Genomic DNA, 21371 nt, shown 5'->3' on the forward strand with positions numbered 1-21371 from the left:
CGGCTCGCCCTCCCGAAGACAGACGGGGAGATTGATAACCTCTCCCTCCGGCATGCCCCGAGCGAAGTCGAGGGGGAGAGGTCGATCCGACCGGAGGTCGGATCGGGTGCGGGAAGCAAGATGGTGGGCGGAGCCCACGCTACTACTAAGGACTCAGGAATTGGTGACCGCGGTCGCGCGTACAGGCGGCGTGGCGATGGGCGTCTCCGATGGCTCCGCCGCCTGCTTCACCCGCTTACGCAGGACGACAAGCCCGCCGAAGACCATGATCGTGGTGCCCATCCAGAAGAGGTTGATCAGGGGCTTTTCCGAAATCTCAACATGGAATACGGGTTGGGCGGCGGTGGGATCATCGCGATCGCTGAAGCGCACCTGCACGGCGCCGGTTGAGGCGTCCATTTTCTCGACGGCGAGCGTGTAGCGTCCGTCGCCGAACGTCGCGGGGATTTCCGTCAGTCTCTGGGTCACGCCGGCCAGCGCGGGGCGGACGGTGTCCATCAGCATCTCGCCTTGGATTTCGATGAGACAGTCGACACGGCCGATGCCGCCTTCGCCGTGGCCGACCATGTCGAACCCGAGAAGGGTGGCGTTGAATCCGCCGAGTGCGATGGTCTGGCCGCGTACCAGCGTCGCGACCTGCCCGCTGCTGCCGCCGGTCTCATCGATCGGCGAGATGTAGAGATCCTTGTTCCAGAATTTCTTCACCGCCGGTTTTCGCATGGTCCCCTTGCCGTAGGGAAGCTCGAACTGCCGCGGCGAGGCGATGAAGGCCTCCTGCGAGCCGGGTCGTTCCACGAGGACATGGAACGGTGTCCTCCCTTCGGGGGCATCCGCGTCCTTCCCCTGATAGGTGAACACCCAGCCGAACTTATCGACGGCTTCACCCAGCGGCAGTGCCACCTGCGCTTTGTGTTCATAGGCGGATGAGATGGCCGCACCCACCAGCAGGAGTGCCAGCCCGACATGGGCGACATAAGCGCCGGGGAGGCGATGCTTCTTCCGCACACCGGAGATGATCAGCCATGAGTTGGCGGCGACCGCCGACGTGCCGAGCATGATCAGGATGATGTACAGTGGCTCCAGAACGTCTGCCAGGATCGCGACGACTCCAGCCAGCATCGCCAGCGAAAACACAATCATGGCCGGTCGTGTGAAGAACGGTTTGACGGGCTTGATCCAACGTACGAACGGGAAGATGGAAAGAGCAAATAGAAGAATGAGCGCCACGGGCGTCGTTGCCAGAAAGTAGTAACGCAGTGTCACATTGGACGGGGGTCCGAACAGCCGGGTCCACAACGGCGACGACATGCCGATGGCGACCAACGCGCCGGCGATCAGAAACGAGAGCACCCCGGTGGAAATAAAGAAGTCGACCGTCGGCAGCGCGCCATAGGCGACGGTGGAACGGACACGGCGGGACCGCCACACGAGAACGCCGACGCCGATGGCGGTGAAGACCACAAGGGAGGCGACCAGATAGGAGTTGATCCCCAAGTCGAGAAAGGAGTGTACCGAGAAGTCGCCCAGAACACCGGAGCGTGTCAGGAAGGAGCCGAACAGAACGGCGATGAACGGTAGAATGGAGAACAAATAGGCCGAGCGTCCGAGAGCGTTCTTCTTGCGCAACATCACCAACGAATGGAGCCCGCCGGAGGCAAGAAGCCATGGGATCAGCGAGGAGTTCTCCACCGGGTCCCAACCCCAGTATCCGCCCCATCCGAGGACTTTGTAGGCCCAGTATCCGCCCATGACCAGGGCAGTGCCCAAAACGCACCAGGTGGCGATCAGCCAGACCCACGCCTTCGGCGCCCAGGTCTTGTATTCACCCTGAATCCAGCCGGCGACGGCGATGGCGAAGGGAAAGAGCGCCAGCGCGAAACCCAGGAACATCACCGGCGGATGAATCGTCATCCAGAAGTCCTGCAACAGCGGATTGAGACCGGCGCCGTCGGGCGGCCCGGTCGGCGTCGCCGCAAAGGGACTGCGCTTCAGCAGGATCACCAGCACGGAGAGGACAAACAGACTCACGACCGCCATGGCCCATCGTTCCAGCCGCCGGGCCATCCGCATCAAGATCAGCCCCAGCAGACCGACATAGAAGATCCAAAGCAGAAGCGTCCCTTCCTGCCCGCCCCACAGGCAGGAGATCAGATAGTAGAGCGGCAGGTCCGAGGAGGAGTAGTTGCGTACATACTCGAATTCATAGCGGTGCGTGAGAATGAGCACCAAGAGCAGGGCCAAAGCAGCCACCAACGACCCGGCCGCGACACGGAAGGCCCAGCGGGCTTGTTTCGAAGCGCGGTCGCCGCGCAGATAGAAGAGTAACGTGGCAATCGTTGCTGCCGTCGCCAGGATGATCAGCGATCTACCGAGCAGTTCCATCCGTTGCTCCCGCCTTCAACCGTGCTCTGGTGCCCCACCCGAAGGGTGGGATTCTCCGATTGGTTCATGACCGTCCCACGGCTCATGCCGTGGGCTAACATCTGTCGCCCCTTCAGGGCTTTCTACTCTGAAGTCGTCTAATGGGGACGGACGCATGAGAAGAGCACCCTCACCCGATCCGCCGGCGGCGGATCGACCTCTCCCCCTCGACTCGGCTCGGGGCAAGCCGGAGGGAGAGATTAGCTTTCTCCCTCTGACAGAAGTGCGCGGGTCAATGCCGCCTTGGCGCTGTCGCGATCGGTGTGGCGCTCGACGATTTCGCCTTTGCGCGTGAGCAGGTAGACACCCTTGCCGCCGAAGATCCCCCAGTCGGCATCGCGCGCCTCGCCGGGACCGTTGACGACACACCCCATCACCGCCACTTTGAGCGGCGTTTTGACCTGTTTGAGTGTTTCCTGCACCTCGTCGACCAGTGAGAGCAGGTCGACCTCGATGCGTCCGCACGACGGACAGGAGACCAGCTCAGGGCCGCGGCGCCGCAATCCCAGCGCCTGCAGGATGCCCCAGCACGCTTCCATTTCTTCGTTCTTGGGGCCGGTGAGCGAGACGCGAATCGTGTCACCGATCCCTTCGGCCAACAGCGTACCCATGGCGACCGCCGATTTCAGCGAGCCGCTCTTGACCGGCCCGGCCTCGGTTACGCCCAGGTGCAGGGGGTAGTCGCACTGCTGCGACACCGAGCGGTAGGCGGCGATCGTCTCACCGGCGCTCGACGATTTGAGCGAGAGGATGATGTTGTGGAATCCCAGATCGTCGAGAATCGCGGCATTGCGCAGCGCCGATTCGACCAGCGAGTCGGGGTTGTTGCCGCCGTATTTATCCAAGAGGTCTTTCTCAATCGAGCCCTGGTTGACGCCGACGCGGATCGGCAGGCCGTGATCTTTCGCGCAGGCCACCACTTCGGCGATCTTCTGTCTGCCGCCGATGTTCCCCGGATTGATCCGCAGCTTGTCGGCGCCGTGTTTCGCCGATAGGATCGCCAGCCGCCAATCGAAGTGGATGTCGGCGACCAGCGGGATGTTGATCTGTGGGCGGATTTGGGCGAGGGCGAAAGCCGCTTCGGTGTCGGGGACAGCCACGCGGACGATCTCGCACCCCGCCTGTTCCATCGCGTGGATTTGCGCCACGGTCGCGCCCACATCACGGGTGTCGGTGTCGCACATCGACTGCACCGCCACCGGGGCATCGCCCCCGATGGCGACTCCACCGACCATCACCCGGCGCGTGGCGTGACGCGGAAGAACCCCCCAGGCAAGGGAATGGCCATCACCCTGAGAATCCCTCATCGCCATGTGCGCTGCGTCGTCTGCCATCACATCCCATCAAAGCGGGCACGGCCCCTCGGCGCCGCTCGGGATTTGCGACACGCCATGCCCCTACACAGGCGTGTCGCCACGCCTGACTCCGGTCGTGGTCCGCTCCAACTTCGCCACTTGCTCGAAGGCGTGATAGGACGAACGCACCAGAGGCCCCGATTCGACATGGGCAAAGCCCATCTTTTGGCCGACCCGCGCCAAGTCCGCGAACTCGTCGGGCGTGTAGTACCGCTCGATCGGCAAATGGTTCGCTGAAGGTGAAAGATATTGGCCGATGGTGAGAATCTGGCATCCGGTGGCCGCGATCTGGCTCATGCAGTCGTGCAGTTCAGTCACTGTTTCGCCGACGCCGACCATCAGTCCCGATTTCACGATCGGATGGTTGGGATGCGCGAACGAGCGACGGAGGATTTCCAGCGACCGGTCAAACTCGGCCTTGGGACGCACGCGCCGGTACAGGCGCGGCACCGTCTCAACATTGTGATTGAGGACATCCGGAGCCGCAGCCAATACCGTTTCCAAAGCCGCGAAGTTGCCGTCGAAGTCCGGAATCAACACCTCGATGTTGACGTGGGGATCGCGCTCGCGCAGCAGTCGGATTGTCTCGGCAAAGACCCAGGCGCCGCCGTCGGGAAGATCATCACGGTTCACGGAGGTGATCACCACTTGCTTGAGCCCGAGATGGGCGACACCTTCGGCCAGCCGACGCGGCTCATCGGTGTCATACCCCAGCGGTTTCCCCTTGATCACATCGCAGAAACGGCACCCCCGCGTGCAGACATTCCCCAGAATCATGAAGGTCGCCGTCCCGTGAGAAAAGCACTCGCGGATGTTGGGGCAGTTGGCCTCCTCGCAGACCGAATGCAGGGCATTAGCGCGCAGGGCGCCTTTCACCTTCAGATAGTTGGGGGTGAAGGTCGCCTTGGTCTTCAGCCACGGCGGTTTGGGACCGGCATGTCGCGCGGTCTCTGGGGCTGGATGCTCGACCATCGCAAATACTGTACGGAATAAGTCGGATTTCCGCGACTGTTCTTTGGGCCCGTCCGAGTTCGCTCCGGGTGGTCTTGCAAGTCTGTGTCAATGGACCGTTTGCGACGCGCGCTCCGCCATTTCGGTCAGGAAGAACCGATGCACCGACGGGTCACCGGCCAACTCCGGGTGAAAGGTCATGGCCAGGATGTTCCCCTGCCGTACCATGGTCGGTTCGTCCTCCAACCACCCAAGGATCTGTACTCCGTCGCCGACGCGCACCAGGCGCGGCGCCCGGATGAACACCATCTCCAGAGGACGAGCGCCGTTTTCGAGATGGACGTGTCCCGTCTGGCGAAAGGAATGATACTGGCTGCCGTAGGCGTTCCGGTCCACATCGCAATCGATCAACTTCAGGGTCGGTTCATCGGGAGCATCGACAATCCGCCGGCCCAGCAGGATCAGCCCGGCGCAGGTCCCCATGATCGGATAAGATCGCGCAAACTCCAGGATCGCATCGAACAGTCCGTCCAGTAGCATCAGCTTGCGCATCGTGGTCGATTCGCCGCCGGGCATGATCAGCGCGTCGATCCCGTTCAAGTCGCTTGCTGTGCGCACCGGCATACTCCGATGACCCAGCGGTTCGACCGCCCGTCGATGGAGGTCGAAGTCGCCTTGGATGGCCAGAAGGCCGACGGTCAAGGGGCGGTTCATTGCATCATTCACCGGGGTGCATTCCGACGCGCTCGAATCACTCCGGGTAGGCGGAAAGAGACAACAGCAACAGCAGATCCCTCACTTCGTTCGGGATGACAATGGGGGGTTGGCGTCGTTCCCTTGTCATTGGAGAAGGACCTAACCACTGTCATCCCGAGTGAAGCACCGCCCAGTGGGCGGTGCGAAAGGAGGGATCTGCTTTTCCCATCGCCGCGGGCAGGAAGACAAACAGCGGATTCCTCACTTCGTTCGGGATGACAATGGCGTGCCTACCGCACCTGAAGCAATTGTTCCACCGGGATCGAGCTGATCTCCAGCCCGCGCATCGGCTCGCCCAGTCCCTTCGACACCTCGGCGAGGCGCAGCGGGTCGTTGTAGTGCGTGGTGGCGATCACGATCGCCCGGGCGCGCACCGCCGGATCCTCCGACTTGAAAATCCCCGAGCCGACAAAGACCGATTCGGCGCCCAGTTGCATCATGAGTGAGGCATCGGCGGGGGTGGCGATGCCGCCGGCGGCAAAATTCGGCACCGGCAGCTTGCCATGCTCGGCCACCCAGAGCACGAGATCATACGGTGCGCCGAGGTTCTTGGCCTCGGTCATCAGTTCTTCGCGTGGGAGCACGGTCAGTCGGCGAATCCCGCCCTGCACGGCGCGCATATGACGAACCGCTTCGACGATGTTCCCGGTTCCCGCTTCGCCCTTGGTACGCAGCATCGCGGCGCCCTCGCCGATGCGCCGCAGCGCCTCGCCGAGGTCGCGACAGCCGCACACGACGGGAATGCGGAATAGGTCCTTGTCAATGTGGTGGGCCTCATCGGCCGGGGTCAACACCTCTGATTCGTCGATGAAATCCACTTCGAGGGCCTGCAGAATCTGCGCCTCGGCGAAATGCCCGATCCGGCATTTGGCCATCACCGGGATCGACACCGCTTTCTTGATCGCGGTGATTCGGGCCGGGTCGGCCATGCGCGCCACACCGCCTTGGGCGCGGATATCGGCGGGGACCCGTTCCAAGGCCATCACCGCCACCGCCCCGGCGTCCTCGGCGATGCGCGCCTGCTCGGCGGTGGTGACATCCATGATGACGCCGCCCTTGAGCATCTCGGCCAGGCCGATTTTGATCTTCCGCTTGTCCTCGTCGGTCCCCGCTGGGCCGCCGGGAAATTTGCGTTTGTCTTCCCCGTTCATCGTCTGCTCCTTAGCGTGAGCACCCCACCCCGGGGCGGGTACCCGCACGCTGGTCTGACTCCAAGTCCCGGTCGGAAACCGGAGTGCCAATTTACCCGGTGGCGGCGCGAAAATCAAACGCCGCCGCAGGGGGTCCGGAATCCAGCCAACACTGATACGCAGAGAATGCCGATGAAGCCAATCTGTCCGCGACACATTCGCCACGCCCCGGTCTTTCTGTCACTGATCCTGCTGATCATGGTCATTTCCGGGTGCCGTTCCGAGGCGCCGCCACCCCAGCAAACGGTGCAATCTCCGGCGCCGGCCAAACCGCCGCGTCCCTGGCTGGTGTTGTGTGCCAATCCCGCCGATGCGCTCGAACTGAGAAAGATCGGCTCGATGCAGAAGGACACAGTGTGGCAGGGGCGTTCGATTTCGGGAGGGTGGATCGTCGAGCCGATCATCGTTGCGACGACGGGGACCGGCATCGCCAACGCGGTCGCCACGGCCCAGCATCTGATCGACCACTACGACCCGGTGGCCATCATCGTGACCGGCTTGTGCACACCGGTCAATCCCGTCCACCAGCCCGGCGATCTGGTCATCCCCAACCGCTGGGTCAACTTCGACTTTGGCCGCTGGGGGGCCGAAGGGCTCTTGCCCGATTCGATTCCGATCGGACGGACAGATTCGGTCGGCTTTGAGCGGCACTTCGATCTGCCCGTCGACACCGCGTTGGCTCGCATGTTGCGCCGCGCGGCCGAGACCGTGGCCTTCCGCATGCGTACCATCGACCGCCGTATGCCGGAACTCCACTTGGGGGGGGTAGGCCTCTCCGGGAACGCGGTTGTCACCTCGAAGGCACGGCGAGAGCAGTTGCGCAAACAGTTGGGGGCGGAGATCTCCGACACCGAATCGGCCGCCTTGGTGCAGACGGCCCGCTCGGCCGGGTTGCCGATCATCGTCCTGCGTGCCTGCGCGCCGCCGGTCGATCAGTCTGATGACCCGGTCATCCAGAAGATGTTGCCGGGACTAGTGAGAGACTGCGGCCGCAACACCGCCCTGATCGTCAGCACGATGTTGGAGAATGTGCCGGAGGGGTTTCTGCGCGGCGCCAAGTAGGGCGGGTCCAGGTGGGCACGGCACGCCGTGCCCCTACCCCACAATGTAGGGCGGGCTCTGCCCGCCGTTAATCGCGACAGACATCGAGGACAGGGGGGCTCCCTCTTCGGCCGGGACCTTCAACTTCCAGTCGATTCCGTAGGTCAGGAGCCCTGCTTGCGGTGAGCAAGGTCGAACCGCGCTCCTGACGCGTTGGGCGTCCCCCGCACGTTCCCCCGCGCCAGCGAAACGAAGACCCCGACGAAACACCACGCCGCGAAAACGCCATAGGCGACCTTGATGCTGTGCAGGAAGGGACCGTAGTACTCGGGGGTGATCTCCACCTTGCCCACGAAGATCGAGAAGATCAGCATGGCGACGCCCATGCTGAGCATCTGGCCCACCAGACGCATTGTCCCCAATGTCGCAGACGCGACGCCGTAGTAGCGCTTCTCCACCGCGCTCATGACGGCATTGGAGTTGGGCGATGAGAAGAGGGCAAAGCCGAGCCCCAGAACCATCAACGCGGTCACGATGTACGGCACTGGCGTCTGCGGACCGAGGAAGACCAAGAGCACGAGCCCCACGACTGTGATCGCCATCCCGGCTGAGGCGACGATGCGCGACTCCACGCGGTCGGACAGCCGTCCGGCATAAGGGGAGAGGATCGCCATCACGATCGGCTGCGAGACCAGAATCGTTCCGGCGCTTTCGGGCGTGTACCCCTTGATGTATTGCAGATAGAGACTCAGGAAGAAGCCGACGGCAAAAGTCGCGCTGTAGTTGATCAGCGCCGCCAGATTGGAAAAGCCGAAGACGATGTTGCCGCGAAACAGCGACATGTTCAGGACCGGATGTCTCGCGCGCAGCTCCCACCATACGAAGGCGACCGCCGCCAGCACGCCGACGACGATGAAGACCGCCCCGCTCCACAGCGGGAGGAGCGACAGGCCATACATGATCGCCACCAACGTCAGGCCATAGATCACCGACCCGGTCCAGTCGAGCTTCTCGCCTTTGGCTTCGGCCCATTCGCCTTTGAGTCCCCACATCGTGAGGACGACGAGCACCGCTCCGAGGAGCGTGTTGACCCAGAAGATGCTGCGCCAGCCGAGATGCTGTGTGAGGATGCCGCCGGCGAACGGACCCAATGACAATCCCAGGTAGACGGCCGCGACATTGATCCCCAGCGCCTTGCCGCGTTCGCCGACCGGGAAGACCGAGGTCACAATCGCCATGCCGGTCCCGAAGAGCATCGCGCCGCCGATTCCCTGCACGATGCGCGCGCCGATCAGCATTGCATCCGATCGGGCCAACGCCGACAGCAGCGATGCCAGCGAATATGTGGCGACGCCGTAAGTGAAGACCCGCCGCCGCCCATGGATGTCCGCCAGCTTGCCGAACGGCACCAGGAACATCGCCGCGGTCAACAAATACGACGTCGACACCCAACTGAGCGTGATGGCATCGAGCGCGAACTCCTTCCCAATCGACGGCAGCGCCACATTGATCGACGACCCCATGAACGGCGTCACAAACGCCGCCAGCGTGGCGACGAGGAGGACGGTGCGTTTCTGCGATTGAGCCGGATCAGGCAGTGTGGGAGACCGAGGCATCACCCTTGAGATTGCTTGCCGCGTGCGCGGCAGTGGAAAGAACCGGATGACTTACACCGCTCACATCTTGACCTGGGTCTCGTGCGCAATGGGGAGGAACCGCGTCATCATCGCTGTATATTCCGCGTAGTAGGCGTCCCAATCAGAGTCGGTGTACTCCTCGGGGCGGATGGTCTCATTCCTTCCAAGCAGGCGAGCACAGACCGCATCTGCAACTATCTCGGCAAGCAGTACCCGAAAGTAAACCTCTTCTTGGCCGGGGTACTTCGGTCCTGGCCCAAGATAGCGGCGCACCGACGGGTGTCTTGTTGCGATGTGTAGCTCGTTCCCGCGCCAAAACGACCTCTGATTCCCATAATCCCCCGGATCGAGCACTATTTCAATCGTCGCTCCGAGAGGGTCCACCGAAACCAGCTCTGCCTCGCATGTGTGGGCCTCGAACGCAGCCCTCAATTGTGCGATACGACCGGCCTGGCTGGCAGACACCCTGAGGCGGCATTCGGCGATGCCGACATTGGGCCTCGGTACCAGACAGGGATCACCTTCGAGCTTGAAACCCTTGTCCGTGCATGTGATTTCGAACGAAGTTGGCCTTGAGACTACTCCTGGGATGGGGGCATAGAGCACGACTGTTCTCCTTGAATCGACCTGAACAGAGTATCTCTTCCGACTGAAGCAGAATCGCGTGATGTCGCGATACAGATCCTTCTCGCTTTCCAGCACCTCTATGGTGCTGTCCGCAACGATCTTCCCAACCCGCACTTTGATTCCGGTTGCGTTCGACGGGCGCTCGCCCTTAACGGTCCAAACACATCTGAGAACTCCCTCCCGTCTCGGATGGCACTCCAGTGCGACGAAGGGCCTGCTTACTCGTACCTCGTCTGTGGCGGATGCGATCTCCACCGTATCCCCCGGCGCAAGCTCAGGGAATGCGTCCTGCCTCACATTGAGCCAAAAACGCACACTACGGCCGACCAGAACACGCGCGAACGGTGGGTTGAGGCTGAATCCCCTCTTCTGGAAACTACTGTCGGGCAGTGTGTCGTCAGCGTCGCGCGCAATCTCGTCAACCTCGCGGTTTTCACTCATGAACTTGGCTGCGGCTTTTTCAAGAGCGCGGAGCCGGCGGCGGGTGTCGTCACTCTCGATGCTCGCTCTTTGGCTCTCCGCCTGCTTCCGTTCTGCTTCCACGAGGGGCCTGAGCCGCTTCAGGGCCTCCCTAAATAGCGCTTCCACAAAGGGGTGCTCTCGTGACAAGCCCTCCTTGCGCAACGGGTCCAGAATGGGCCGCGGATTGTCCTCCGTGGGGGGCAATCCCTTTTCGAATCTGTCGTCATACTCATTCCACAAATCGTCTATGTGCTCGCAAGTGAGCCGCCCGTAGAACCACTTCGCGTACGGATCGCTCTCGAGATCGGGCGCGAATAGGGTCGCTTCATGGATAGCATGCTTGGATTTGACCAAGATCCCCCCGAGCCGGAATCTCGGGCGCTGATCCTCCAAGCGTTCTTTGGCGCGCCTTATGACGAGCTTGGCTTCGACGTCGCCGTGGCCAGGCACTTTGAATCGTTCATTCACCCTGTCTGCGCCCTCGGCCATAGGCGCCCGGATGGTATGGCTCCGGCCAGGGTTGTTGCTATCGTACAGAACGATCTCCCGGTCCGGTGAGCTGAGAATGTCGCGGAGGGCCACCAGCCGACTGAAATCCTCTCGAAGAGTATCATGTTGGGGAACCCGTACGACTTCAGAATCAACCTGGACCGTTACAACTGTTCCAGTCCCGTCGACGATTTTCAGACGCGCCCGATGTGGGTCAGGGTCACATGGGCACGTCGAATCAGGGATGAAGCGCCCCTGCGGAGTGATTTCGCACTTGTGGTACATCCCGTCACCCGCAATCGACTCGAATGCCACTCCCCCCAGCCAAGCCACGTCCTTGGCACCACGCGAGTTTGTGCCTCGAACCCTCTCTCCCTTCTCCATTCCGCTCACGCGATCACCGACTCGCCTCAGCTTTGTCCGCATTACCTCCAGTGTCATCCCATCGGCGAAGTCCCGTACTCTGATGAGATTTGGCGTCCCCTTTCTTCTTCTCTCGACTTCAAGCTCTATCCGCCCACTTCTTCTCTTGAGAAAGACGTAGCGGTCGTCGGCGTTCGTGACGATCTCAACGAGTGCATCGTATATATCGCGAATAGCCATCTGGGCGTTCTGCCGCCAGTAGCGCGGATTACTTAGATCAAGCGGCTCACCCGTCTCTTGTGCCATGGCTACACCTTCGGGACACCACGCCATTCAACTTGTGCTTCGAGCGCAACTCTGCACCGTCTCAGGAATGCAAGCATGCCTTCATCACTTGCCGACTGGGCCAGGTTCGTTGCCGCCTGTAACCTCTTCTCCCACGTCTTCTGGTCTGCATCCACCCGGCAGCGGAAGAACTCCGCGAGGTCTCCCAGCGATGGGCTGAACGTCTCAAGTTGCTCAGAATAACTTCGGAAGAGTCTATGCTCGCGAAGGCGTGTAAGCCTCTGGAGTCGGTCTTGTCGATGGCTACTTGCTTCATGGTATCTCAGTTCTGTTGTCAGCCGGATTTCGTTCACCTGCGCCCATTTCGCTCCCGCCTCAGTAAGAGCCCAACCATCCAATGCCGGCTCGGAGTTCGTCCTATGTGATTGCCCCTTACCTCTCCCGGTCCGCCCTTGAAGCAGGATGCCATTCTTCTTCTTCCGTGCGTCGACAAGTGCAGAACGCACGACATCCTTGTCGGGGTATTGCGGGTATCTGACCCAAGAGAATGAATCAGGCGCCAATTCGTAGCACTTCAACGCGATGTCTTCGGTGGGGACCTTGCGGAGCCCCCCTCCTAGGAGGTGTACCACGAAGACAGCGACTTCCCAATTGGGGAGTTTGGGCCTTGGACTCGTCCCCACTGGTTTGCCCACCAAAGCGGGCGTCATATGGTGTCCTTTGTGGCGCGGGTTCGCCATGTCTGTCCTGGGCAGACAAGAATGTCTGCCCTCCTGAACGATCAAGATCGGCTCAACATCGTCACTGCGCAATATGCACCGCCTCGCCGCGGGCGGCGGCGGCGGATTCCATCAGGGCCTCGGAGAAGGTCGGGTGCACGTGGATGACCGAGGCCCAATCCTCGGCGGTGGCCTCAAACTCAAGGGCCAGCGCCGCCTCGCCGATCATGTCGCCTGCGGTCGGGGCGACGATGTGCACGCCGAGAATCTGATCGGTGGCCTTGTCGACCACTATCTTCACCAAGCCCTCCATTGCGCCGGTGGCCACCGCGCGTCCCAGCGCGGCGAAGGGGAATCGGCCGATGGCGACTTCATGCCCGGCCTGTCTGGCAGCCTCCTCGGACAGACCGACCGTGGCGATTTCCGGATGCAGGAAGACCGTGCCGGGGACGGCGCGATAGTCCATTGTCGCATGATGCCCGGCGGCCACTTCGGCGGCGACATGCGCCTCACGCGATGCCTTGTGCGCCAACAGTTTCTTGCCGACCACATCGCCGATGGCGAAGATGTTCGGGACGTTTGTCCGCATCTGCTCGTCGACGATGATGTAGCCGCGCGGATCGGTCTTGACCCCCGCCGCCTCGAGGACCAGGCCATCGGAATTCGGCTTCAGACCGACTGCGACCAGCACCTTGTCGGGCACGAGCGGATCGCCCTTGGCGCCATCGGCCTTCTCGACCGTGAGCGTCCAACGTCCATCCTTGCCCTGCGATGCGGCTGACACCTTGGCGCCGGTGATCACATTCGCGCCCGATTTGCGCAGATTGTCCGCCGCCGCCTTGCAGAGGTCGGCGTCGAAACCGGGCAGCAATGTCGGCATCATCTCCACGACCGTGACCTTCGACCCGAAGGTGGCATACACCTCCGCCATCTCCAAGCCGATGGCGCCGCCGCCGATCACCACAAAGTCCTTCGGCGGCCCGTCGATCTCCAGCGCCTCGACATAGGTGATGATCGTCTTCCCATCCGGCTTCAGATGCGGCAGCTCAATCGGCCGCGCCCCGGTGGCAATAATGACCTTCTTCGCCCGGATGGTATTGGACTTCCCGTCTGGATGGGTGACCACCAGCTCCTGCGGCCCCACGAATCGCGCCTCGCCTTGCAACCACTCCACGCCGTTCTTCTTGAGCAGGAACTCGACGCCTTTGACCAGACGGTCGACCACGCGGTCCTTCTTGCCGCGCAGCTTGGCCAGATCGATTTTCGGTTCGCCGAAGTCGATGCCGAATTCCCTGGCGTGTTTGGCGCTGGTCACAAGTCCGGCGGCGTGCAGGAGCGTCTTGGAGGGGATGCACCCCCACGACGTGCAGATGCCCCCCGCCTTGGCGCGTTCGATCACCGCGGTTTTCTGACCCAGTTGGGCGGCGCGGATGGCGGCGACATATCCCCCCGGCCCCGCCCCGATCACACAGATATCGTATTCCATCATATGGTCCTTTCCGTCGCGACCAGAAGATTCGACCCGCGCGCAAGGAACCGGACGGATGCACGCGTTGTCAAGGCGTCCGCGCGGCGGTCACGGCGGGCCCGTACAATGCCTTTGACTCACTCCGGGTGGCGGAATATAATCCGGCGGGGCTGGGGGTGTAGCTCAGTGGTAGAGCATCTGCCTTTTAAGCAGGTGGTCGAAGGTTCGATCCCTTCCACCCTCACCAAGCGATGATCGGCCAGTCACGAGCGTGTGAACCGGGTACGACGCGGGCGAGTGTGTGGCAATGCGCGAGTGCCGTTGAAACGAAACGCAGATCCAGCGACGTACTCCTCCCGGACCTCAACGCTCAACCACCCACGCCCCAGAGATTCGGCGACTTCGCCCACGACGTTACTTCCGGCGAAGGGATCGAGCACCAGGTCCCCCGGAAGGGTAAGGAATCTCACAAAGAAATCGGGGACCGCTCTGACAAACCGTGCCGGGTGCACTTCCAGACCAAACTCCTTGCAGGCAGTAATGTATGGATCATGACTCTTTGTATTCGCAGCGACGATCAGGTTTGAAGGGATCGCCCCATTCTGGCGCCTTCCCCATTTCCCAGAAACTACGTGTCCAGACGGCCTTGGCCCCTCGTTATAACCCCTCGACAACAGGTCCTCCATGCTCTTCGAGTACGGCTTCAGTACTCGGCGGTTGGAGGCTTTGGGAGTCGTTGTCTTCGACATCCACCAGATCGGGTTCACCGCGTCCTTCACTCTGGTTCTCTCGATGTTCACCCACTGAGCTGGCGCGGGCATTTTTGCTGGATTATACCAGAAAAACTCTTGAGCCAGTCGAAACGGTCCCTGGGGAGCGCAGAGTCGGAGCAACAAATCAAAATGGTACAAGGTGCGAGTCGCTTCGCCCTTATTCCAGGACCCGCCGATGTCCAGCACGAAGCTCCCGGTCCTCTTGAGTACGCGGAAGATCTCTTGGGCAATCGGCAGAAACCACTCGCAGTAATTCTCAGCAGAGACGTTTCCATACGATTTCTTCCGTCGTAACGCAAACGGAGGCGAAGTAATCACCAGATCGACCGAATTGCGAGGCATCCCTTGCAGGAAGGTGAGGCAGTCTGTACAATATGCCTTCCCGAGCTTCGTGCGGTAGATTGGTTCCATTAGAGTCTCTCGTCAGTGCGCCTTAAGATGAACTCGATCTCGTGGTGAAAGCGCTCGAGAAGATACTCGTGTGCTTCCACGAGCTGGTCGACGTCAGTAAGACTGATTGTAGCACCACCATGTTTAATGGTCATCTCCCTACCTTGGAGAGCTGCCCTAACCGAGTCAACAATCCCTCTGAAGTTCTCCATGCGACCGTTGTAGTCAATCGCCGAGGTTCGAGGGGAGATGCCCCAATACGTGCAAGCATCATGGAAGGTGATCTCTTCCCGTCGCCCCGACCTGTACTTCAGGACGACCTTAGTGTTAAGAAGTCTCAGAAGCTCGTGCTGGAGGGACCGTGATAGACCAGCCTTCTGTGCTCCCTCGACTGCGGAACCTCCTTGCAGCAGGCGGCCGTGCATCTGTCCAGATTCGGTGAGTTGATACATCTTGCTGCCGACCTTTGTGAGGAATCCTCGTTTGCGGATGGGCTTGGAGCCCATGATCTCCGCAAACACCCGGTTCGAATCCGGATAGCTTAGAGTCCCGTTGTCGGCTGTGTAGCCTGCCAGCCCGAATGTGTCGGGGAACATGCGCCAAGCCGCAACGACAAGGTCTTCTGCGGAGAAGGGGCGCCCCGTTGTCCTCTCCAAGTCGGAGGCCGCCAAGACGAGCTTGTCAGTGACGCTCAGGCCTGATCTGATAGCCATTCGCCCTATTCTCCGGGAAGTGCTCCGGTAGCGATGAAGTCCACTAAGGCGGACGCTGCAGTGGCTTGGATTTCCGACGCTTGTTCTCCCCACCTAAGGATCCAGTCTTCAACGGAAAGCGACTCCTTCTCAGTGGGGCTCTGCGTCAGGGCGATTTGAATCATAATGTCGATGTACCGTTCCAAGTGATAAATACGCCACTCCCGTGAGTCATACCCGTAGCCCCGACCTTGGTCCAAGTACATTCGGGCAAAGGGTGCAGCACTGTTTATCCACCAGATATTCCGATCGACATCTTGCGGTCTCTGCCAAACGGGCGGGTCATCGTGACTAAAGACGACAGGCTCGGCTGTGTCGGGATCGGGATCAACCTCGGAGATCTTGACCGTGGGATAGCCCTCCCCTTGTTGGTCGCCCGGTCCCTTCCCCCGTCCAGGGATAACGCGAACGACTGCGGGATTCAGGGCCGTGCACGAATCGTCCCCCGCGACCACTTCGGTTTCCCCCGTGGCGAAACCGTAAACGAGGCCTGATGAACTGACCCGTGCCACATTGGGGTTATTCTCTGTCCATACCAAATGGACCGACGATGTCTCCTGCCCGTTCGCGAGCCGACAAACCGCCTCCAGTTTCTGGCGGCTGCCTGCCGGGATTTCAACGGCTTCGGGCACAATCTGTACTCCGATGATGCGCACTACCTCCAGCGGGACCTTGTTGGAGCACAAACGGCTATTCAGTATCTCGGCGTAGATCGAGGTCGCGCCATATGAGAATGTGTTAATGATCATCAGATCCTCATCGACCATTGCCACATTCGTGTCATCGCTCACCCATCTGAATGGAACGGGTCGGATTCGCACGCCGTTTCTGTCAAAGAACCGTATCGTGGGCCTCAGCGCCACACCAAGGCCAGCCATCTGATGGGATAGGCTGACCTCAATCCTGGCCGGTGCTCCGGATGGGAGCGGTGGTGGAGGCGGGGGAGGCCCTCCGTCTCCTGGTCCCCAATGTCCTCTTAGCAGTTCATTGAGGAGTCGATTCTTCCAGCGGTCCAGAGCCTCATTCATCTTGCTGAGCGCCGATTTCTCCTCCTGATCGTAACGCCTTCGATCCCGCGCTTCGAATTCCTTCGCGTACGCTTGTATTTGCTCAGAGACGAACCGCTCAACGGCGCGGCTGAGGGGGCTGTCGGCCAGCCGTGCACGATCATTCTGCTTAAAGGACTCCAGCGCCTCGAGCACGCACTCGCCATAGATATGATCCCGGTAGGACGACTGGATGTCCAGCTCCGGGACACTCACGTACCCGATGAACCCCGACTGCGCCTCGTAGATAATCGAGTGTCTCCCTTTCTTACTCCAGCGCATGCTCTTTTCTGACGTGCGAAGGACCAGTCTGCCTTGATGGAGCTGACCGCCGCTAGTCGTGGAGACTCGCGTTCCAGACAATTCCTCCTTGAGCATCTCGGGGATGGCTATCACGCGGGGTGCCTCTGCGCCGGGGAGCGGCGGAATATCCGGCAAGGATAGCGGCCGGCCACCTTCGACCACTACTCCATTCACGACAGCGAATACCTTGCACAGCTGAAGAGTCCTTATCATCTGTGGGTGATTTCGCAGAGTCTCAATGAGCTGTTCAGTCGGAATCCGGCCTTCATATCCCTTCGGTGCCACTCCACGGATGAGAGTGAAGCCGTCCGCCAGCCCCAGCGCGTCTAGCGCTGGTTTGGGGAGAGTCCTCAGGGAGCAGCCCAGCGGAGAAAGGACCAAATCAAGCTCCGCGGGCAGACTCGCGATCGTTATGTTGCGACCGGTCTCGCGGTCGGGGACGTATCCGAATCTAACAGAACCTGCGGTAACACCATAGCAGTTGCGTCGGTTCTCCTTTACACTCTGGATCACAGCATAGTGTTCGAACATCTGTGTCATGTAGCACTTACCGCCGTTCCCATGTCCGCCTTGGATGTTACCCTTCGGTCCACTGCGTCGTGCGGATTCCGGGTCCGCCCAGACTCTGAAGTCCTTCTCGATCATGTCACAGCTCATCCCGGAGAAATCCAAACAGGAAATTGAGGGCGATGGGTCTCTTCGACCGAAGTTGAAGATGACAACAATGACACGTTTGGCTTCCGGGGCAGGCTCGCGTGCGTAGGCATCGGCGGAGTTCTTGAGCCACTCGGGCAGGCCGTTTTCATGGGACTGGAACGCCTTGCAGATGAGCCTGATCGCGTTCTCTTCATGAACCTTCAGGTCCACATCCGGAGTGTAAGAGAGGGGTTGCATCCTGTAGCCTCCCGTGTTCAGCACCTGATCCAGTGCAGAAGTGCCATAATCTATCGAGGCCCTGGGATGATTTCAAGGAACCAGATTCTCAGGCACACGGTCTCCACCGGGATTTCGACGCCGGTCAAGCCGTAGCGCTACAACAACATAGCAGCTGTTGCACACCTTGGCAGGATGGACTCGGCTTCGATCCCCTCCGCCCTCACCCGGCTTTCTCCACTCCCAAGGCAACCTCATCTCCCCGCACCTCCCCCCGATTGACCCCGGAGCGCGACGCGTGTATCCTGCCAAGCCATGACACCCTGGTCCCGACTTCGCAGCATCGTCGGTGCCATTCTGGTCCTCGTTGCGGCCAGCGGCGTCTTCGCGTTCGACTTCTGGCAGGAGGCGCTGGCGGGGTTGAGTCCCGATGGCGTGATCATGGAGTACAGTTGGCTGGTGCTGCGGATCATGATGATCGCCCTGGCGGCGCCCGGTTTGGTGCTGCTCTTCCCACGGTTGTCGAAGCGGCTGCTCATTCGTCTTCACCACAATCTCCGTCGTCTACCCACCACAGCATTCCTCACCTACACGCTCGGGATCGCCTTCGTGCTGCGTTTGCTGGCGGTGCTGGTGTTGCCCCTGCGATTGATCAGCGACTTCGCCACCTACGATGAGTTGGCGCGTCAGTGGCTCATCCATGGCGAGTACACCGACGGCACCCACGCGACCGCCTACTTCCCGCCGGGGTGGCCGTTTCTCCTGTCGCGATTGTACGCGGTGTTCGGGCATCATCCCCATGCGGGGATCATGGCGAATGTCGTCTTCGGTGTGGCCTGTGTCTATCTGACCTGGCGGATTGTGCGCAGAGGATGGGGCGAATTCCCCGCGCGCTGGGCGGCAGCGATTGTGGCGATCATCCCCGGCGAGTTGCTCTTCGCCAATATCCTCGGCTCCGAGAGGTTGTTCACCTTTCTGCTGTTGATGGCGCTGCTGTTACTTCTGCCCCGTGCCGAGGGCGGTTGGCGACCATGGGCGTCCGCCTTGGTCGGAGGCGTTCTTCTGGGTGTGGCCACGCTGACGCGTACGTTGTCGTTTCTGCTCCCGCTCGTATTCCTGCCGGCCTATGCGGCACGGGGCGGGCTGTCGCTGCGCACCGCGTCACGCTGGCTGGTCTGTGTTGCAGGTCTTCTGATCGTGACGGTGCCGTGGATGATGCGCAATGAGTCCCGCCTCGGACGGGCGACGCTCTGCACCAACGTCGGCGTCAATCTGCACATCGGCAACAACCCGAACGCCGGGGTCGGGTACAACGAGCCGGATCACCGGGTGCTCTTCCTGAAGTCGGCGCAGGATGAGGCGCACGACGACAGTGTCGGCATGGCGCGGGGACTGGAATACATCCGCCGGCATCCGGTTGCATTCCTCGTTCGCGGCACGCTCAAGTCGGCGTTCTTCATGCTGTGCGACACCGATGGCATTTTCTTTGAACTGGGTGATGCCGCCACGGCGCACGAATTCAATCGCTACTGCTGGCTGGCGCTGGCGACGCAGGCGTTCTGGATGATCTTTCTGCTGGCGTGTGGGTACGGCGTCATCGTGTACCTGCGCTCATCGCCGTGGCAGAATCCCACTGGCCTCTTGCTCTTGGGCGTGGTCCTCTACTGGATCGCGGTCCATTTCGTTTTCTACGGCGCCGGACGCTACCACATGCCGATCGTGCCGGTCATGGCGGCGTTCGCCGGGCTGGCGGTGATGAAGAGTACGAATGACTCACGCAATCGGAGCGTCGTCTAATGCCTCCGGCCAGCAGGAACCTATCGCCGGATACCAACAGAACGCAACTTGTGCCTGACCAACTCCCTTGTAAGCGGGTCGTCATAGCGTACCACGACAAACATCGTGCCGTGCTTGGGTATTTCCTCGGCACGCCGTTGATCGTATCGTTGCCGTTGTAGCCTCCGTCCAGGTCTGCGATCCATGAAATCGCATTGTTTGTAGTGCTGTTTCCCCATGTACTCAAGCACCAGGTTGAATTCAGGGAAATAGGCATCCACAGGAAGTGGGACTCCTTTCGGACGTTTGGGTGTCGGGTCACCCCGTAGGAAGTCGAACCCCCGATAGTTCCGATGCACCGTTGTCGTGCCGAGGATCTCTACGAAGAGTTCAACAACGGCGGTCTCTGCTTTGCGGTCGATTCTCATCATGTGAAGTATAAGCCGATCAGTGCGCCCCGCGCTGGGCCGGTGGGCACCTGCCCGGGGGGTTCTTTACAATGGGCTCCAGCTTCGGTATACACGGAGAGATCCGGGCCGATTACGCGCCAAGGGGTCGTGCGGGCCCGATTCACATTCGACATACATTCCGTGAGAGATGCCCAAGGGAGCGACCCTGGCGTCTTCACGAAAGGACCCTACTGCGCCGTGATGTCGATGTTCCCGTACGGCGTGGGGAAGTAGAGCGTCGTGATGTGTGCCTTTTGCACCTGGCAGGTGCCGGTGCCGCTCAGGTCGCCCAGAAAATAGACCTTGGTCTGGCCCGGGCCGACCGGGAGGACGCGGCTGACGGTGAAATTCTGGGTGTGATGGCCGGATACCTCGGCCGACAACACCGTGAATTTGGCGGTGTGGTTGTCCTCGTGTGAGACCCGCGATCCCGACAGGGACACGGTCGCGATGCAATCACCGGCGCCCTGGGTATGAAGTCGATAGAACCAGCCGTTGGCGATGATGAAGATGTATCCGCCCCTGGGGACGGTGATGATCGCCGAATCCATCACGGCCATGGTCGAGGAGAGCGTCTTCAAATCCGTGAAGGTGTAGGCAATGCCCGGCTCGTCGGCGAGGCGGTTGGCACCGACCGATTCCATCTCGATCTCGGTGGAATCGATGGCCCCCTGCGGCAGACGTCCCTCCGGCAAGGTGCCGATGACGAGTTCCGAAGCGTCGACGGTCTTGCTGTGGTGGGCGCTGGAGTTGGCCGTGTGGGTGGCAATTTGGGCGTCGATCTCGTTGGATTCTTCGAGATCGAGCACCGTGGCGCCGGTGAGGAGATCGGCATCATGCGCCCGCCGGGCATAGGGGACCACCGTCAGACGCGAGCGTGGCAGCACCGGGTCGGAGCCGTTCGGTTGAACCTCCAAGTACAGACTGTCGCGATAATACACGTACGGCGGAATCGTGTCGACATCGCCGAGCAGGACCGAAAACACGCCGGCGGTCGTGGCGATGCTCTGAGTCTCGGTCCACAGGGCGGTGCCGCCGGTCGGAATGTCAAAGAGGCGAAAGGTCACCGTGTAGTTGGCATCCGGCACCGGTACTCCGGCGGTGTCATCGAGTCGGCCCTGAAAGTTCATCAGGCGCGGGAACTCCGCCGCCACCGCCGTGCTCAGCGACGCGATGACCACCACGACACAGAGACCGCAAACGGCCCTTATGCTCTTCATTTTGTCTCCCCAGACGGCAGGTAAT

The 21371-nt window shown here is 61.1% G+C and carries 15 protein-coding genes and 1 tRNA gene; 3 read left to right on the forward strand and 13 right to left on the reverse strand.

Annotated elements, in window-relative coordinates; genetic code table 11:
- Positions 1 to 153: 153 nt before the first annotated feature.
- The 5 genes from ccsA to pdxS all read right to left on the reverse strand — a co-directional run bounded on the left by ccsA (position 154) and on the right by pdxS (position 6634).
- Positions 154 to 2382 carry a cytochrome c biogenesis protein CcsA gene (gene ccsA, locus AB1792_08600; GenBank protein ID MEW5702273.1) on the reverse strand — a complete coding sequence of 743 codons (2229 nt, stop codon included), beginning with the start codon at positions 2380 to 2382 and terminating at the stop codon, positions 154 to 156.
- Between the two features lie 239 nt (positions 2383 to 2621).
- Entirely contained in the window at positions 2622 to 3755 is a 1134-nt protein-coding gene (gene ispG / locus AB1792_08605; GenBank protein MEW5702274.1) for a flavodoxin-dependent (E)-4-hydroxy-3-methylbut-2-enyl-diphosphate synthase, read from the reverse strand.
- 63 nt (positions 3756 to 3818) lie between these two features.
- Positions 3819 to 4748: a lipoyl synthase gene (lipA, locus tag AB1792_08610; protein MEW5702275.1), complete on the reverse strand. Its 930-nt coding sequence runs from the start codon at positions 4746 to 4748 to the stop codon at positions 3819 to 3821.
- Positions 4749 to 4835: 87 nt separating this feature from the next.
- Positions 4836 to 5441 carry a pyridoxal 5'-phosphate synthase glutaminase subunit PdxT gene (gene pdxT, locus AB1792_08615; protein ID MEW5702276.1) on the reverse strand — a complete coding sequence of 202 codons (606 nt, stop codon included), beginning with the start codon at positions 5439 to 5441 and terminating at the stop codon, positions 4836 to 4838.
- A 272-nt stretch (positions 5442 to 5713) separates the two neighbouring features.
- Positions 5714 to 6634: a pyridoxal 5'-phosphate synthase lyase subunit PdxS gene (gene pdxS / locus AB1792_08620; protein MEW5702277.1), complete on the reverse strand. Its 921-nt coding sequence runs from the start codon at positions 6632 to 6634 to the stop codon at positions 5714 to 5716.
- A 165-nt stretch (positions 6635 to 6799) separates the two neighbouring features.
- On the opposite strand from pdxS, the gene AB1792_08625 reads away from it, so the two are divergent.
- Positions 6800 to 7735, forward strand: a complete 936-nt coding sequence (locus AB1792_08625) for a 5'-methylthioadenosine/S-adenosylhomocysteine nucleosidase (protein MEW5702278.1) — start codon at positions 6800 to 6802, stop codon at positions 7733 to 7735.
- A 143-nt stretch (positions 7736 to 7878) separates the two neighbouring features.
- On the opposite strand, the gene AB1792_08630 is transcribed toward AB1792_08625, so the two are convergent.
- The 3 genes from AB1792_08630 to lpdA all read right to left on the reverse strand — a co-directional run bounded on the left by AB1792_08630 (position 7879) and on the right by lpdA (position 13785).
- Complete coding sequence (locus tag AB1792_08630) at positions 7879 to 9330, reverse strand: MFS transporter (GenBank protein ID MEW5702279.1); 1452 nt, start codon at positions 9328 to 9330, stop codon at positions 7879 to 7881.
- 60 nt (positions 9331 to 9390) lie between these two features.
- Complete coding sequence (locus AB1792_08635) at positions 9391 to 11598, reverse strand: hypothetical protein (protein MEW5702280.1); 2208 nt, start codon at positions 11596 to 11598, stop codon at positions 9391 to 9393.
- A gap of 780 nt (positions 11599 to 12378) precedes the next feature.
- Positions 12379 to 13785, reverse strand: coding sequence for a dihydrolipoyl dehydrogenase (lpdA, locus tag AB1792_08640; protein MEW5702281.1), 1407 nt, complete (start codon positions 13783 to 13785; stop codon positions 12379 to 12381).
- 151 nt (positions 13786 to 13936) lie between these two features.
- Between lpdA and AB1792_08645 the strand changes: the two genes are divergently transcribed.
- Positions 13937 to 14011 (forward strand) — tRNA-Lys (locus AB1792_08645).
- 16 nt (positions 14012 to 14027) lie between these two features.
- Here the strand turns inward: AB1792_08645 and AB1792_08650 are convergent.
- Genes AB1792_08650 through AB1792_08660 form a run of 3 tightly spaced genes read right to left on the reverse strand, consistent with a single transcriptional unit; the run spans position 14028 to position 17922 of the window.
- Positions 14028 to 14948 carry a site-specific DNA-methyltransferase gene (locus tag AB1792_08650; protein MEW5702282.1) on the reverse strand — a complete coding sequence of 307 codons (921 nt, stop codon included), beginning with the start codon at positions 14946 to 14948 and terminating at the stop codon, positions 14028 to 14030.
- Positions 14948 to 15640, reverse strand: a complete 693-nt coding sequence (locus AB1792_08655; GenBank protein ID MEW5702283.1) for a hypothetical protein — start codon at positions 15638 to 15640, stop codon at positions 14948 to 14950. The genes AB1792_08650 and AB1792_08655 overlap by 1 nt, the downstream gene beginning before the upstream one ends.
- A 5-nt stretch (positions 15641 to 15645) precedes the next feature.
- The gene (locus AB1792_08660) at positions 15646 to 17922 is read right to left on the reverse strand and encodes an Ig-like domain-containing protein (GenBank protein MEW5702284.1); all 2277 of its coding nucleotides are present in this window, start codon (positions 17920 to 17922) and stop codon (positions 15646 to 15648) included.
- A gap of 294 nt (positions 17923 to 18216) precedes the next feature.
- On the opposite strand from AB1792_08660, the gene AB1792_08665 reads away from it, so the two are divergent.
- On the forward strand, positions 18217 to 19698 hold the full coding sequence (locus AB1792_08665) for a glycosyltransferase family 39 protein (protein MEW5702285.1): 1482 nt from the start codon (positions 18217 to 18219) through the stop codon (positions 19696 to 19698).
- Positions 19699 to 19718: 20 nt separating this feature from the next.
- On the opposite strand, the gene AB1792_08670 is transcribed toward AB1792_08665, so the two are convergent.
- Both AB1792_08670 and AB1792_08675 read right to left on the reverse strand, forming a co-directional pair.
- Complete coding sequence (locus tag AB1792_08670) at positions 19719 to 20108, reverse strand: hypothetical protein (GenBank protein MEW5702286.1); 390 nt, start codon at positions 20106 to 20108, stop codon at positions 19719 to 19721.
- A 206-nt stretch (positions 20109 to 20314) separates the two neighbouring features.
- Positions 20315 to 21346: a hypothetical protein gene (locus AB1792_08675; GenBank protein MEW5702287.1), complete on the reverse strand. Its 1032-nt coding sequence runs from the start codon at positions 21344 to 21346 to the stop codon at positions 20315 to 20317.
- Between the last annotated feature and the right edge of the window lie 25 nt (positions 21347 to 21371).

The sequence above is a fragment of the Candidatus Zixiibacteriota bacterium genome, assembly GCA_040752595.1.
Lineage (GTDB): Bacteria > Zixibacteria > MSB-5A5 > WJJR01 > WJJR01 > JACQFV01.

What these genes read in the sequence shown, in the direction of transcription:
- ispG (MEW5702274.1), bottom strand. Translation starts at nt 3,755, where the DNA reads ATGGCAGACGACGCAGCGCACATGGCGATGAGGGATTCTCAGGGTGAT.
- pdxT (MEW5702276.1), bottom strand. Translation starts at nt 5,441, where the DNA reads ATGAACCGCCCCTTGACCGTCGGCCTTCTGGCCATCCAAGGCGACTTC.
- AB1792_08630 (MEW5702279.1), bottom strand. Translation starts at nt 9,330, where the DNA reads ATGCCTCGGTCTCCCACACTGCCTGATCCGGCTCAATCGCAGAAACGC.
- ccsA (MEW5702273.1), bottom strand. Translation starts at nt 2,382, where the DNA reads ATGGAACTGCTCGGTAGATCGCTGATCATCCTGGCGACGGCAGCAACG.
- AB1792_08660 (MEW5702284.1), bottom strand. Translation starts at nt 17,922, where the DNA reads ATGCAACCCCTCTCTTACACTCCGGATGTGGACCTGAAGGTTCATGAA.
- AB1792_08665 (MEW5702285.1), top strand. Translation starts at nt 18,217, where the DNA reads ATGACACCCTGGTCCCGACTTCGCAGCATCGTCGGTGCCATTCTGGTC.
- AB1792_08625 (MEW5702278.1), top strand. Translation starts at nt 6,800, where the DNA reads ATGCCGATGAAGCCAATCTGTCCGCGACACATTCGCCACGCCCCGGTC.
- lipA (MEW5702275.1), bottom strand. Translation starts at nt 4,748, where the DNA reads ATGGTCGAGCATCCAGCCCCAGAGACCGCGCGACATGCCGGTCCCAAA.
- AB1792_08655 (MEW5702283.1), bottom strand. Translation starts at nt 15,640, where the DNA reads ATGGCTATCAGATCAGGCCTGAGCGTCACTGACAAGCTCGTCTTGGCG.
- AB1792_08650 (MEW5702282.1), bottom strand. Translation starts at nt 14,948, where the DNA reads ATGGAACCAATCTACCGCACGAAGCTCGGGAAGGCATATTGTACAGAC.
- lpdA (MEW5702281.1), bottom strand. Translation starts at nt 13,785, where the DNA reads ATGATGGAATACGATATCTGTGTGATCGGGGCGGGGCCGGGGGGATAT.
- AB1792_08670 (MEW5702286.1), bottom strand. Translation starts at nt 20,108, where the DNA reads ATGATGAGAATCGACCGCAAAGCAGAGACCGCCGTTGTTGAACTCTTC.
- AB1792_08675 (MEW5702287.1), bottom strand. Translation starts at nt 21,346, where the DNA reads ATGAAGAGCATAAGGGCCGTTTGCGGTCTCTGTGTCGTGGTGGTCATC.
- AB1792_08635 (MEW5702280.1), bottom strand. Translation starts at nt 11,598, where the DNA reads ATGGCACAAGAGACGGGTGAGCCGCTTGATCTAAGTAATCCGCGCTAC.
- pdxS (MEW5702277.1), bottom strand. Translation starts at nt 6,634, where the DNA reads ATGAACGGGGAAGACAAACGCAAATTTCCCGGCGGCCCAGCGGGGACC.